Annotated in this window: 13 protein-coding genes, 1 tRNA gene and 1 pseudogene; 8 read left to right on the top strand and 7 right to left on the bottom strand. The window is 34.0% G+C overall.

The window, feature by feature from the left end:
• A pseudogene (locus ACJ5GX_RS02090) lies at nt 1-114 on the top strand (succinate--CoA ligase subunit alpha); the annotation flags it as partial.
• A gap of 4 nt (nt 115-118) precedes the next feature.
• On the opposite strand, the gene ACJ5GX_RS02085 reads toward ACJ5GX_RS02090, so the two are convergent.
• The gene (locus tag ACJ5GX_RS02085) at nt 119-1,039 is read right to left on the bottom strand and encodes a ribose-phosphate diphosphokinase (RefSeq protein ID WP_052264737.1); all 921 of its coding nucleotides are present in this window, start codon (nt 1,037-1,039) and stop codon (nt 119-121) included.
• Between the two features lie 286 nt (nt 1,040-1,325).
• Here ACJ5GX_RS02085 and ACJ5GX_RS02080 point away from each other — a divergent pair, with 286 nt between their 5' ends.
• Entirely contained in the window at nt 1,326-3,248 is a 1,923-nt protein-coding gene (locus ACJ5GX_RS02080) for an ATP-binding protein (RefSeq protein WP_425383752.1), read from the top strand.
• A gap of 383 nt (nt 3,249-3,631) precedes the next feature.
• Here the strand turns inward: ACJ5GX_RS02080 and tkt are convergent, their stop codons facing one another.
• Entirely contained in the window at nt 3,632-5,560 is a 1,929-nt protein-coding gene (tkt, locus tag ACJ5GX_RS02075; RefSeq protein ID WP_052264739.1) for a transketolase, read from the bottom strand.
• A 113-nt stretch (nt 5,561-5,673) separates the two neighbouring features.
• Between tkt and rpsD the strand changes: the two genes are divergently transcribed.
• The 6 genes from rpsD (at nt 5,674) to lipA (ending at nt 8,425) form a co-directional block, all read left to right on the top strand.
• Entirely contained in the window at nt 5,674-6,288 is a 615-nt protein-coding gene (gene rpsD / locus ACJ5GX_RS02070) for a 30S ribosomal protein S4 (RefSeq protein ID WP_006012690.1), read from the top strand.
• Between the two features lie 10 nt (nt 6,289-6,298).
• Nucleotides 6,299-6,385 (top strand) — tRNA-Leu (locus tag ACJ5GX_RS02065).
• A 20-nt stretch (nt 6,386-6,405) separates the two neighbouring features.
• On the top strand, nt 6,406-6,600 hold the full coding sequence (iscX, locus tag ACJ5GX_RS02060) for a Fe-S cluster assembly protein IscX (RefSeq protein ID WP_007302643.1): 195 nt from the start codon (nt 6,406-6,408) through the stop codon (nt 6,598-6,600).
• Between the two features lie 267 nt (nt 6,601-6,867).
• Nucleotides 6,868-7,191: a DciA family protein gene (locus ACJ5GX_RS02055; protein WP_006012687.1), complete on the top strand. Its 324-nt coding sequence runs from the start codon at nt 6,868-6,870 to the stop codon at nt 7,189-7,191.
• Nucleotides 7,192-7,245: 54 nt separating this feature from the next.
• Nucleotides 7,246-7,560, top strand: a complete 315-nt coding sequence (rpmB, locus tag ACJ5GX_RS02050; RefSeq protein WP_007302640.1) for a 50S ribosomal protein L28 — start codon at nt 7,246-7,248, stop codon at nt 7,558-7,560.
• Nucleotides 7,553-8,425 (top strand): lipoyl synthase, encoded by an 873-nt coding sequence (lipA, locus tag ACJ5GX_RS02045; RefSeq protein WP_007302639.1) that lies wholly within the window; start codon nt 7,553-7,555, stop codon nt 8,423-8,425. The genes rpmB and lipA overlap by 8 nt, the downstream gene beginning before the upstream one ends.
• 369 nt (nt 8,426-8,794) lie before the next feature.
• Here lipA and ACJ5GX_RS02040 read toward each other — a convergent pair whose 3' ends face one another.
• The 5 genes from ACJ5GX_RS02040 to ACJ5GX_RS02020 all read right to left on the bottom strand — a co-directional run.
• Entirely contained in the window at nt 8,795-9,622 is an 828-nt protein-coding gene (locus ACJ5GX_RS02040) for a hypothetical protein (protein ID WP_052264918.1), read from the bottom strand.
• A 120-nt stretch (nt 9,623-9,742) separates the two neighbouring features.
• Complete coding sequence (locus tag ACJ5GX_RS02035) at nt 9,743-10,567, bottom strand: hypothetical protein (RefSeq protein ID WP_052264919.1); 825 nt, start codon at nt 10,565-10,567, stop codon at nt 9,743-9,745.
• A 105-nt stretch (nt 10,568-10,672) separates the two neighbouring features.
• A complete protein-coding gene (locus ACJ5GX_RS02030; protein ID WP_096097220.1) occupies nt 10,673-11,821 on the bottom strand; it encodes a hypothetical protein in 1,149 nt (382 codons plus the stop codon).
• 203 nt (nt 11,822-12,024) lie between these two features.
• The gene (locus ACJ5GX_RS02025) at nt 12,025-12,894 is read right to left on the bottom strand and encodes a hypothetical protein (protein WP_495292650.1); all 870 of its coding nucleotides are present in this window, start codon (nt 12,892-12,894) and stop codon (nt 12,025-12,027) included.
• Nucleotides 12,895-13,813: 919 nt separating this feature from the next.
• On the bottom strand, nt 13,814-14,008 hold a 195-nt coding region (locus tag ACJ5GX_RS02020; protein ID WP_495292649.1), incomplete at its 5' end, for a hypothetical protein.

The following is a 14,008-nucleotide window of genomic DNA, read 5'->3' as shown; positions in this document are numbered from 1 at the left end:
AAACGTGGACATATAGGAATTATGTCTCGCTCTGGAACTTTAACTTATGAAGCGGTAGCACAAACAACTGCTGTTGGTCTTGGTCAATCCACGTGTATCGGAATTGGGGGGGATCGATCTAGCTGGCACTTTTACCTCCTTGCATAAAGCAAATTAAAATATTTGCAATTGAAACAACCTCTATCTTATCATTTTTTTCAAATTTGTGAAATACGGTGTCCGTAATTACTAATTTATCCAGAGAAGAGGAAGAGATTTTCTCAACTGCATTTCCTGAAAGTACGCCATGTGTAATGCATGAAACTACAGACTTTGCTCCTCGGTCTTTTAAAGCAAGGGCTGCATTACATAATGTTCCGCCAGAGTCAACTATATCATCAACAATGACACAATTTTTGTTTGCAACTTCTCCGATTACATTCATTACCTGAGATGTACCTGCTTTTTCTCTATATTTATCTACTATAATAATATTATTATCCAACTTGTGTTTTTCCTCTAAAATCTTTGCAAAAGCACGAGCTCTGCCAATTGCTCCAACATCAGGCGCAACTATTGCCAAGTTTTCCTTGTATATAGAGTTAACAAATACTTCAAAACAGCTTAGATTAGTAACTGGTATATCAAAAAAACCTTCAATTTGACTTGAATGCAAATCAATAGCAGCAACACTGTTTGCACCAGCTGTTTGAATAAGATTTGCAGTTAATTTAGCACTTAAAGCAGATTGCATATTATTGTTTTTAATAACCCTGTCCTGCCTACTGTATCCGTAATAAGGAATAATAGCTGTTATTCTCTTGGCTCCAGATCTCTTTGCTGCATCAATTGTAAGCAGAAGCTCCATAAGGTTATCATTTACAGGGGAAGAAAGAGATTGTACTATATATACTTCTTGATTACGTAGATCATTTGCTACTTCTACATTTACCTCACCATCGGCAAATCTTGACACCTGATTGGGGAATAGCTGAGCATTTAGCCCACTTGCTATTGAATCTCCTAATTGTTTACTAGCGCTACCTATTATTACCTTCATATATACCAATTAAGTTTTGAAAATTATACAGAAACCATGGAATGATTAAAACTTTATTCTTGCTGCCAAGTAGCTCATAGAAACGGAAAAGTTACTCGAAACATTTCACCAGTTTCCTTATCATGCAACTTGTTCTCACAAAGGTACGTACTGTTTTTCTACTTAAAAATAAAGTAAATTTTTTATGATACTGAGCATCTTCTATAATTTTTCATTTGATTTATTAAAAATTTGACAATTATTAAAATATAGACTAAAATATTTATATATTTAATGGAGAAACGAAATGAATTTTAATGAACTTGTTAAAAACGGCTGTCTAAAATTGGACTTTAAAATAATAACCGTAAGTGAATTAGTAAGCTTTTTAGAGATTAATTCTCATATTACAAAGCTTAGTTTAAAAAGCTGTTATATTGGTGATGAAGGAGCAAAAGCTTTAGCTAATGGTAATCTTGCAAACCTTACTCAACTTGATTTAAGTTCGAACAGTATTGGTGATGAAGGAGCAAAAGCTTTAGCTAATGGTAATCTTACAAACCTTACTTCACTTGATGTAGCTTTGAACAACATTGGTGATAAAGGAGAAAAAGCTTTAGCTGATCTTAAAAAATTTAATGTTAAAGGTATAAAAAATTTTGGAACAATAGATAGTTTGATAAATAAACTCACACAAAGTAACTCTTCAATAGAAATTTTTGATCCAGCTAAATCGGAAAATAAAACAACACTTGATGATATTATAATTCCAGAAAGCGTTAAAAAGGAGCTAAACAAGATTCTTGGTACTATTCCAGAAAGAAATAAAGAATTACTTAAAAAGATAGGTTACAAACCAGAAAAAGGCTATCTTTTTTATGGTCCACCCGGAAATGGTAAAACCAAAATTGCTCGTGCAATTGCATGTCAAGCTAATGCAAAGTTTATTAGTGTTTCTGCATCTGAATTTCTGAAATCGTATATTGGTGAAGGTGAAAAGTACGTAAGAGAAATTTTTAAAAAGGCAAGAGCAAATGCTCCTTGTATAATTTTTATAGATGAAATTGATTGTATTGCTACAAAACGTGGTAGCGGTGGTAGTTCTAGTCATGCTCAATCATGCGACAGCCTTGTGAATCAGTTTTTAACCGAGCTCGATGGTTTCAACTCACTAGAAGGTGTAACAGTGATTGCTGCAACTAATCGTAGAGATGTTTTAGACAAAGCGTTTATTAGGCCAGGCCGTCTCTCTAATCATATTGAAATTCCTTTGCCAGGTCGTGCCCAGCGTAAGGATATATTGAACTTATATATAAAAAAATTCAAAGTTATTGAAGGGTTGGAAGTTAAAGTAGATACTAAAAAACTTGCAAATAAAACTGATGGTTTCTCGGGAGCTGAGTTAGAATATTTAATAGATGAAACAACAAGGGATATTATATCTTTTTTTGAAGGTGAAGGAAAAATCACTATTGATACTAATAACTTCATTCAGGCAATTGAGGAGAAGAAATCTAAAGAGCCTGAAGGTGAGCAAGTTAATAATGATCTAGAGTCACTCAATAGTCCTGTTGATAATGAAAATAATGTAGAAAGTCATAGCTCTGCAAATAGTGGTCCAAATGTTGTAGATACTCAACAGTTGGCTAAAGTGACTAAATTACTTAATGGTATACAAACTAAAATTAATGCGCTACAGAAAGAACGTGAGGAAAGATTTGAAGAACTTGACTCTGAGAACAGCTACTTAAAACAGGACCTAGATTCTGTAAGGAAAGACTTAATTAAAGTAACTCAATGTACTAAAGAATACACTCAATTAAAGGATGATCTAAAGACTATCACTGAAAAATATACTCAACTACAGAGTGAATTCGAGAATATGGTAACAACCGAACTCAAGAAACATGAAAGCACACTAGAGAAGCGTTTTGAAGATCTACAAGAACAATTTGAAGGTAAAAATAAAAAGCTAAATAGTAAATATGAAAAATTCTTAGGAGCAAGCAACAATAGTAAAAGGCAAGGTAGTTACGCCTCTATTTCTTTTGTATTATCTGGAGCATCTGCTGTTGGTGCAAGTTTGACAATGTTTCATTTAGCAATGTGTCTTTCATTCGCTGTAGCTGCATTAATTTTTCTTGCAGCAGGATGTTACTGTTTGTATAAGGCAAATACAACACTTAGTAATGTTGAAATTGATCAAACTACTAATCTTGTAGTTGTTTAGATAGTTTTTAGGCTTTTAAATCTGTACCTGTTTGGCAAGTTAAAAAGTCCTTGCTGGTGCTGTAGCTTAAATTGAAGAAAATGGCGGAAGTGTAGAGTGAGGTAGTTTTTGATCAAAAATTTAAGATATTTTTAAAAAAACCACCTTTCTTGACGCGTATGAACACTCCCAAATTTTTTATAGGTTTGACTTCACCTGATTTACAAATAGAAATTGGTTGAGTGTTTGCCATTTATTCTTATAAACAGCATTTTGCTTTTTTTAGCACGTAGCAATTCTTGAATTCTATGATATTATTTTTGTAAAATTGTTATATATATCATAATAACGGTACTGGCTGAGTTCATTAAGTAATTTTATGCGCAGCGTAATGACAAAAAGTGTTATTCACAAACACATTTTACTACATAATCAGCGCTAATATTAAAATGCTTATAAAGAGCTTCATAAGGTGCTGATTCTCCAAAATTTTTCATGCCAATAAATATACCGTTTGAGCCTACATATTTATGCCAACCCATTTCACTTCCAGCCTCAATTGCAACTTTAATGCTGTCATTATTTAATATTGCCCCTTTATATTCATCACTTTGCTCGTCAAAAAGCCTCCAACACGGCATAGAAATGACCCTTGTACCTACACCTTTTTCCTGTAATTTTTCTCTTGCCTCAACTGCAATTTCAACTTCAGATCCGGTAGCAAATATCGTCACTTCTAGCTTCCCTGAATATTCGCATAGTATATATGCACCAAATTTTGATAGGTTGGCCAATTGGTCAGTATAAGAGTGCATGTAATTAATATTTTGCCTTGAAAGTGCAAATAACGATGGAGATTCTTTTTTTTCCAATGCAATGCTAATGCACTCCAAAGTTTCAATTGCATCTGCTGGCCTAAAAACATACAGATTTGGTATAGCTCTCAGAGAAGCTAAATGCTCTATTGGCTGGTGAGTTGGACCATCCTCCCCTACTCCAATTGAGTCATGAGTCATTACATATATAACCTGCTGTTTCATCAAAGCTGAAAGACGTATAGCAGGGCGGCAGTAATCGGAAAATACTAAAAAAGTTCCACCATAAGGAATAATTCCACCATGAAGAGCCATACCATTCATACAATCTGCCATAGCGTGCTCTCTCACTCCATAGTGTACATAAGAGCCACTATAATTATTACTATCTATTGCCTGCATGTGCTTATATTTAGTACAATTTGAACCGGTAAGATCAGCAGAGCCACCAATTAGTTCTGGCATAGACTTAGTCAATAGTTCCATTACTCTGCCGAAAGAAGACCTAGTCGCTTCTTTTGGCATTAGCTCACATATTTGTTTCTTCAGGTTAGCTAAGTCATTTTCGATATTGTCTGGCAAACGTTTCTCAAGTCTTCTTTGTAGTTCTTCATTGATCAAGGATGTATAGTTTTGCTTTGCCCTCTTAACTGTTTCTATCCAAGCGTTTCTCACATCTTCTGGTACATGAAATGGTTCATAGTCCCAATTTAATTTTTCTCTCATCTGTTTTACATCTTCCTCTGTAAAGGTACCACTATGAGCAGAAGATGTGCCAGCACGGCTCGAAAATTTTCCGATAATAGTTTTGCAACAGATTAGTGTAGGTTTATCAGACTTTTGTGCCTGTTCTATTGCAAGGGATATGGAATCAAAATCATGCCCATCGATTTTGTCAACATTCCATCCATACGCTGAAAAACGCTTTTCTACATCATCAGAACAAGAGAGGCTAGTAGAGCCGTCTATAGAGATGTCATTGTCGTCAAAAAGTGCTATCAGCTTATTTAATTTAAGATGCCCAGCAAGGGACGCTGCTTCATGGCTTATACCTTCCATAAGACAGCCATCTCCTAGCATTACATAAGTGTAGTGACTGATTTCAAACTGCTTTTCAAGAATCGATTCAGCAAGTGCCATGCCAACAGCAGTGGCAAATCCTTGACCAAGCGGGCCTGTTGTTGCTTCTATACCAGAAGTTAAGCCAAATTCTGGGTGACCTGGAGTTTTTGATGTAAGTTGCCTGAAGTTTTTTAGTTCATCTATACTAATGTAGCCTGTCAGATATAATATAGAGTATTGCAACATTGAACCGTGACCATTTGATAGGACGAAACGATCTCTACTGATCCATTGAGAATCATCAGGGTTATGGTTTAGGTATTTAGCAAATAATACAGTGGCAACATCTGCCATGCCAAGTGGCATACCTGGATGTCCAGAATTTGCTTTTTGTACTGCATCAATTGATAAAAAGCGGACAGCATTTGCCATGGATTTTAGTAGTAGATGATTCATGTATTAATAGGAAAACTTAAAAGTGAAGTATACTATATCATAGTGGCAAAAACAAGTTGACACTTAATGTTAAAATCATTAATAATTTATAGTTAGATTGTGAGAATTTTTGTATGACAACTGTTATCAATAGAAAGTATAGAATCAGTCGCAGGCTTGGTGTAAACTTATGGGGTAGAGCAAAAGATTCGGTCAATAAAAGAAAATACCCTCCAGGTCAGCATGGTATTCTTGGATTTAAGAAGTTATCTGATTTTGGTAAGCAGTTTGCTGCACATAAAAAATTTAAGTTCTACTATGCAATTTCAAGTAAGCAGCTTAGACGTACATTTTTAGATGCTTACAAAAGAAAAGGTTATACGGCTGATAATTTTATTGGTGCCTTGGAATCAAGGTTAAGTTCTGTTTTATATCACTCTGGTTTTGTGCCAACAATTTACTCGGCAAAACAGCTTATATCTCATAAACATGTTACAGTTAATGATAAGGTGGTTAACATATCAAGTTATAGAGTGAAGCCTGGTGATATAGTAAAAATAAGGGAAAGAGCAGCAAAAATTCCTATATTAATAGAGGCTGAACAAAAACAAGAACGTAAGGCTCCAGATTATTTAGAGGCAGATAGCAAAGCACTTTCAGTGAAGTATTTGAGAGCGCCTCAATATTCCGAAGTCCCCTATTCAGCAGACATGGAAGTCAATTTAGTAGTAGAATTTTACTCTAGATAAACAACATAAGGCCCGTGTGGCGGAATCGGTAGACGCAGCGGACTTAAAATCCGTGGGTTTTGCGACCTTGGGAGTTCAAGTCTCCCCATGGGCACCAGTTTAATTTATTAAAAAAGTATGAAATGGCTTGATATAGAAGATATTGCAGAAGCTCTAGAAGAGAAATTTCCAAATGAAGATATAATTAGTATTAGATTCACTGAACTTAAAAGAAAAGTCTTGGATTTAGAAGAGTTTGATGATGATGAAAAGTATTGTAATGAAAAAATATTAGAGGCCATTCAAGCAGCTTGGATTGCAGAAAGATCTTAAAAAACAGATAGCTATAAGAAAATTACTGCATACAGTAAAAAGATAATTTTCTTGGAAATACTATACTTTACCCGAATTTTAATTAGCTTCATAATAATTTAACAAATTAAAATTAAAAATGATTACAAGGTAGGAAACACAAAATTCTGGCAAATGCTAGATATACAAATACTGCTTTTTATGTGTGAGGACGAGGATCATGAAAACAATAAGTTAGTTTTTTGTATAAGAAAGTTGTAATATAATTTAATTTTAAGCACTGGAAAGATGTTTAAATATAGCGGGCCAAAGAAATTAAAATCTATAATAGAAAACTATGCATTAAAATGCATGAAAAATAAGATCAGCAAAAATGAAATACGTCTTATTTTAAACTGGAAAAGTATAGTTGGAGAGGAATTAGCAGAATGTACAAAACCACAAAAGATCTCATACGCACAAAACGTAAATTCTGGTGTTCTGCATCTGTTAGTAACAAATGGCAGTAAAGCATTAGAAATGCAGCATATGGTTTCTCTTGTAATAGAAAAAATTACAGTGTTTTTTGGCTATAAAGCAGTATACGGTATAAAAATCAAGCAAGGGAGTTGACTATTTAACTATATAAGGTTAACCTAGTTACATAGGATAAATTGGTATATTGAAGTGAGTAGAATTTGTGAATTAACAAATAGAAAAAAGTCTTTTGGTAATAAGGTATCGCACTCAAATCGTAAAACAAAGCGTACCTTTCTCTTAAATTTACATAAAGTTACATTAACGAGTAATATATTAGAAAAAAAGTTTAGCTTTCGTATAGCGACAAGAACTTTAAGAACTATAGATTACAAAGGTGATCTTGATGCTTTCTTGCTCAACACAAAAACAATTAAACTAAGTAAAGAAGCGCAAAAGATAAAAAGAAGATTAAAGAAAGTTTTAGCAAAACAAGAGGTAGAGCTAGCTGTTTCAGATGCATAGTAAGCCTACATGGCTCAGAGCAAAAGCTCCAGCTGGTAAAGTATTCAATGAAACCTTAAACACTGTTAAGCTACATAACTTACATACAGTATGCGAAGAAGCTGCGTGTCCAAATATTGGTGAATGTTGGAATAAACGTCATGCTACTGTGATGATTCTCGGTTCTGTTTGTACTCGTGCTTGTGCGTTTTGCAACGTTGCAACTGGCATTCCTGATAAGCTCGATCCTCATGAACCAGAAAATTTAGCAAAAGCAATAAAAAAGTTAAATTTAAAGCACGTTGTCATTACCTCTGTTGACCGTGACGATTTATCAGATGGTGGTGCAAATCAGTTTATAAGGTGTATAGAAGAAATTAGAAAGATAACTTCGGAAACAACAATAGAGATTCTCACTCCTGATTTTTTAAATAAGAAAGGAGCATTTGAAGCAATAGCTATTGCATCACCTGATGTTTATAACCACAACATCGAAACAGTACCAAGGCTGTATGCAAAAATAAGACCAAGAGCTCGTTATTTTCATTCACTATATTTGCTAAAGATGGTGAAACAGATTAATCCTAAACTTTTCACGAAGTCAGGGCTTATGGTTGGTCTTGGAGAAACAAAAGAAGAAATCTTTCAGGTTATGGATGATTTACGTAGCGCCGAAGTTGATTTCATTACAATTGGTCAATATCTGCAACCAACTCCAAAGCATGCAAAAATTGATAGATATGTTACTCCAGAAGAGTTTGAGCATTATAAATATATTGCTTATTCTAAAGGCTTCTTGGTAGTTGCATCAAGCCCATTAACGCGGTCATCGTACCACGCTGAAGAAGATTTTAACAGACTTGCTGCTGCTAAAACTTCAACCTAATTTAACCTATCTGTTCAAAGAAATGTGCACTCCCTTTCTTTTCATTCAAGTAGCCTCTTATCCTTCCAGTAGCCCATCGGTGTTATTTCAGTAACACCTGTTATTCGAGTAGCCTAACACTGAAACCAAGAGGACTGACCAGGCAATCAGAACTGGTCACGCGCTGGAATGACACCGTCATAAATTGCTAGGCCTTCATAATGTCATCCCAGTTTCCTCTTTACTCTTGTCATCCCAGTACTTGATACTGGGATCCAGAAGACTGATTAGTCAATCAGAACTGGTCACGCGCTGGAATGACATCATTTTTTTTTGCATGAAAAGACTGGATTTTCATGATACCCACTTATTAGTTTCGTCTAATTTATTTTACCACTCTGCTGAACGGATACATTCTAACTGAGAGCAAAGCACACTTACATCATTTAACACCTTCAGTGGCTCCCCTAGACTATGTTCCACTTTTGTCTCAAATTTAAATCCCAAATTTCCAAAAAATTCTTGAAAATACTCAATAGTAATGTCACACAAACTTCTACCACTTGTTTTATAATTTTTCAGCTCTTTCGGAATAATAAGAGACACTTTACCATCTTCATATGTTACATTTCTACCCTTACAGTTCAGTTTAAATTCTACTGAACTGTAAAAACCTGGTGTTTTGATATCACTAGCAAGATCACTGCTAAGTACCCTTATACATTCCATGCTAAAACTGAGTTTTAGACAATTGGAACTATGGCAATCCATACTATAAGTTATTATTATATCAGAATCTAACACAAGCAAGCCAAGTGGAAAAAGAGCCTTTAATAAACGCAGAAACAAAAAATGATTATATCCTTCTTGATGATAACTAGTTATCAATTCTTCTATAATAGAGTCATTTGGAACTGTTGCACCAACACGTATAAACATTTCCATAAAGACTACTTTAAGAAACAAACAATAGTTTCTTTTCCCTTTTTCATTCCCTAAAATGAGATCTTTATGTTTTGAATATAGCTCCTCGATAAGCTCATTGGTTATTTTTTGTTTGTTGATAGTAAGGTTGTGTGATCTATCAAGGTCAATATATGTGTTGTAACCAGAGTTTATGCTACTCCAACCACCTGATTTCATTGGTATAGATTTTAAATCAGAATACTTGAGCTTTTTTACTTCAGATTTCAATGCGTTAACTATTTTTTTTGACATATCACAATCTTATATTATATACGTATTACGTACTTTTCATCATAAGTAAAGGTTTTCTGTAAAACTTGATTTACTTTTTATTATACTCACCTTATTAAAAAAAGCGGAGATTTCAATATCTTATTTTAAATTCTTCAAGTTTAGATTCTTGTCTTTGGTTGTATTTATATCACTTAATACTCCAAGTGGCTTATCCAGATTATACTCAAAATTTTCCTCAAAAAAGTGAAATCCAAATTTTTCGCAAAATTTCTGAAAATACTCAATAATAACGTCAAACAAATTCTTATCATTTGCTTTGTAATTTTTCAGCTCCTTAGGAATAGTGAGAGAAACCTTACCTTCTTCATATATCACATTTTCACCTTCACATTTTAGTTTAAACTCCACTGAGTTTTGTAAATCACATACTAAAATTTTATTACCGTTATATATACCATCATTTACGCTAAAACTGAACTTCAGATAATTTGGATCTTCACAACTTATATAGGTCCTTTCTCTGTAAGAAGGAATTAAATAGTGGAATGAATACATGCACAATCCAAAAGAACGAAGTGCTTGACTTTGAGAAGAAAAGAATTGCTTGTACCCAGACCTGTTATAATAAGTTATCAATTCTTCCATAATAGAGTCATTTGGAACTGCTGCACCGGCGTGTACAAATACTTCCGTGAAGATTTGCTTAAGAAACAGACGATAACTCCCTTTTTTGTCCTTATCTTCTGTAATGAGATTTTCATGTTTTAAATATAAATTTTTAATGAAATCATTAGTTATTGCCTTCCCATTAATAACAAGGTCACAAACAAATTCATATTCACTATTGAAGTCCATATCCAAATCCTTATATGTTCTATAATCAGAACTTTCTGTAGACTTCAAATCAGCATATCTCCTCTCCCTCGCCTTATCTTTCAACTCATTAATCATTTTTTTTGACATATATACTATTAATAGCTCTTATACTATAATATATATATAACTATTAACCTTTTAATAATATAGACTATCAACTGTAACCTGAGTTACTTTCCGGTTTACACTTGATTACTCTAACGATAGATTTTCCAATTCCATCTGATCTACTTGTACTTTTTCTAACTCACTTTTTACCTGTTTATGGTATAAGTTTGCTCCTCTAGCCCAAGATAGGTCACCATTTATTGTACAAACGTAATTGCCATTGTCCTCTTCGAAGCAAAACAGCTTCAGTTTACTTTCGTCTTGACCAATTAATTCACTACGAATTACTTCTACAGTATAAAATTGACCCAAATTCATACTTACTTCAGGATGTTGCATATACCTTAACACCCGTGGCTCATATAATTTTCTTATCTCACCATTTTTGAGATCACCTATTGTACACTCTATCTTCTTTAATCCGTATTTAATAACTCTCACTAATCTCTTCGTCTCATAATCCCACAGCTGTTCTTCTTCCAATCTTTTACATGCGGTAAAAAATTGTGATTCTTCTCTTTGCATAAACCGAGATAAACGTTCTGCCAACTCATAGCACATTTTTTCTTGACTCAGTATTTCTCTTTTATATTGAGCTAAAATATTAATCGCTATACTTGGACAACTTACTGCAATCAAGTCATTATTTAAATCCGTTTTAATAATTTTGCCGCTCTCTTGATTAACATGTACAGTAACTTGCCCTAACAAAATTCCCTTAGAAATCGTTATGTCTTTTCCTATATGAGTGTCAATGGCTTTTAAAGAATCAAAGTCTATATATATTGCACCTTTCTCTCCTGTCATTTTTTCTGAAAGAGCAAGAGCAATCAATCTAAAGGTATCTATTTCAACAGCAAAATACATCCTTTGCTCCTCTGACATATTATACATATTCTTAAAGAAATCCTTTATGCTAATGTCTTCACCATCTACCTTCCATCCTGTATCTATTTCGCTCCAGTCGTATTGGTGTAAATCTACAACATGCACTCCTTCCATTCCTTTCAGTTCACGCTTTAACTCATCTATTTGATTTTCTTCAAATCCAGGACCATTTATAACCAGATATATGTCCCTCTCCTCTTCATTTGTTAATTTATGATTTTTGATTATATCTAAGTAACTAAGATCACTATTCTTACCATTCAGTAGAGACGCACCATATACTCTTGGCACCCAAGTTAGTATTATTGGTGCTTTATTTGATAATTTTTTTACATTACCGATCATTATTTTACCTCAACACATTAACATACTCATATTATAATGAAATTTTAGCGGCGTACAAATAAAATCTCCTAGGGGCTTAAACATTCTCGTTTCTATATGTAGGTGACTGTTTCGAAGAAAATTATTTTTCAGCTAATATTTTAACTACTTTACTGAATTTTCTAGCACCGAATCGACGATACTAGAAAGTTCTTTAATCAATGCTATATAAGTGATAGCTCTCCCATTGCTACCCTGTCTACTTCTGCTCCTTCCAGCTTATTATCTACTCGTTCACGGTATAGATCTTTTCCTTTCATCCAGGATACATCACTATTTACTAGACCCATAGAATAGTTACCATTGTTCTCTCCAAAAGCAAATGACTTCCATTTGCTTTCTTCTTGACCAATTAATTTATCATGCACTATCCTCACAACATTTCGTTGACCTAAATTTTCTCCAAATTGGGTAAGGAAGGGAAAAAAAGCTTGTTCATATAACGTCGCTATTCTACCATTGCTTAAATCTTCTACACACCTTTCTGCATACTCTTTCTGATTCTTCACTTCTTTGATAATCCTTTTTATTTCATCTTTCTCTTCTTCCTTTTTCATCTCTTCCTCTTTTTCAAGCATACTGATGCAATCACCTAGTTTAATTATAGCTGAAGGTAAATACTCTACTAATTTACCGCACATTTCTTTTTGACTTAGTATTTCACTTTTATACTTAGATAAGATATCAACTGCTATGCTTAAATCATTTATCGCAATTAAGTCATTATTTAACTGTGTATAAACGATTTTTCCACTATCGTTAATACCTACAACAATCGGTCCCAACAATATTCCCTCAGGGATTGTTATATCCTTCCCTATATGAGTGTCAATGGCTTTTAAAGAATCAAAGTCTATATATATTCCACCTTCATGTTCCGTAAACTGCTTTAAGAGTGCCAGAGCAACTAATCTAAAAGTATCTATTTCAACAGCAAAGTATGTTCTTTGTTCACCTGTCATGTTATACATATCTCTAAAGAAATCTTTGATACTAGTATCTTTACCATCTATCTTCCATCCTTGATCGATCATTTACGCCACGTCTGACAACCATTTGAGGGTCATTCAGAAATGTTGGTTTCGCCATAGTGACAAGTTGCGAGCCAATGCCTAAAATTTCAATACACATGTAATTTAGTAGTCTCTTACGACACTCACGAGAAAAAAATGGGCTGATGCTATTCTAAGCGGACATCACATGGCAAATTAAATATCTTAGTTATTATATTTATTTTCTTGAGTTTGCAGAACTATTACTCATCACAATAAAACAATTTTAAACGAATTAAGTTGTGTTTATTTTGGATTTTACAATTCCTACGTTACGAGCCCTTTACAGAGCCCGTGGTCACGGATGACTCATACTTTTAACACAAAGTAAGTATTGGCGGCTGCGCGCTTTTAATGTCATTATATTATCATTGTGTGTAGAATGCCGTGTGATGCCGGCTTAGAAAGCCGGCATGGCTTAGAATAGCATCACCCCATTTCTTTCCCGTGGGTTTCGTAAAAGGCGAAAAAGGGACTCGAGGGTGTGTATTGCAATTTTAGGCGACGGGCTGACCACCTGTCACTATGGCGCTACACAATTTTCCGAATGACCTTCAAATGTCTGTCAGACGTGTCGTAAATGTCCGTTTTTTGCGGCCGTTTACGCTCTGCCTACCCCGCAAGGGATAAAGGCGTGATATATGTATGTATTTATGTATATTATCATTGTTATATTGTTATATCACTACATAGTATAAAATTAAGTCGCTGACCGTTTGGTGTCTCCTTATATCTTAAGAATAACCCAACGGATTTTGATGCGGTTTTTTTTATTAGATAGAATAACTTGAGGGGAAGGTTTATAAGTGTAATTTATTCCGGGAAATTGTCACATTCCCATGGGAAAACGGGTAGCCCAACTTATAGTAAACTTTTGACCCCCTTTTGACACCTTTAAGGATTAAAATTTCAAAAAAGCTGAAAAACGTATTTCATTATTAAAAGTTATTAGTCTAATCAGAAATTTTGAACCAGATCGATCCTTGAACCATGGTATGTCCTTCTGATTATAAGAATAATTTTCTTCAACGACCATGCGACAATTTTTAAAGAAAATATTGGACCTCCCACAGTAAATTGAACCACTACGAGTATC

The organism is Wolbachia endosymbiont of Tuta absoluta (assembly GCF_059414725.1).
The sequence above is the reverse complement of the archived record's forward strand: the minus strand, read 5'-3'. Positions and strand labels throughout refer to the sequence as shown.

Coding starts and splice junctions, on each gene's coding strand:
- ACJ5GX_RS02085 (WP_052264737.1), bottom strand. CDS start 1,039: ATGAAGGTAATAATAGGTAGCGCTAGTAAACAATTAGGAGATTCAATA.
- rpsD (WP_006012690.1), top strand. CDS start 5,674: ATGACAACTGTTATCAATAGAAAGTATAGAATCAGTCGCAGGCTTGGT.
- lipA (WP_007302639.1), top strand. CDS start 7,553: ATGCATAGTAAGCCTACATGGCTCAGAGCAAAAGCTCCAGCTGGTAAA.
- ACJ5GX_RS02030 (WP_096097220.1), bottom strand. CDS start 11,821: ATGATCGGTAATGTAAAAAAATTATCAAATAAAGCACCAATAATACTA.
- iscX (WP_007302643.1), top strand. CDS start 6,406: ATGAAATGGCTTGATATAGAAGATATTGCAGAAGCTCTAGAAGAGAAA.
- ACJ5GX_RS02055 (WP_006012687.1), top strand. CDS start 6,868: ATGTTTAAATATAGCGGGCCAAAGAAATTAAAATCTATAATAGAAAAC.
- tkt (WP_052264739.1), bottom strand. CDS start 5,560: ATGAATCATCTACTACTAAAATCCATGGCAAATGCTGTCCGCTTTTTA.
- ACJ5GX_RS02040 (WP_052264918.1), bottom strand. CDS start 9,622: ATGTCAAAAAAAATAGTTAACGCATTGAAATCTGAAGTAAAAAAGCTC.
- ACJ5GX_RS02025 (WP_495292650.1), bottom strand. CDS start 12,894: ATGATCGATCAAGGATGGAAGATAGATGGTAAAGATACTAGTATCAAA.
- ACJ5GX_RS02035 (WP_052264919.1), bottom strand. CDS start 10,567: ATGTCAAAAAAAATGATTAATGAGTTGAAAGATAAGGCGAGGGAGAGG.
- ACJ5GX_RS02080 (WP_425383752.1), top strand. CDS start 1,326: ATGAATTTTAATGAACTTGTTAAAAACGGCTGTCTAAAATTGGACTTT.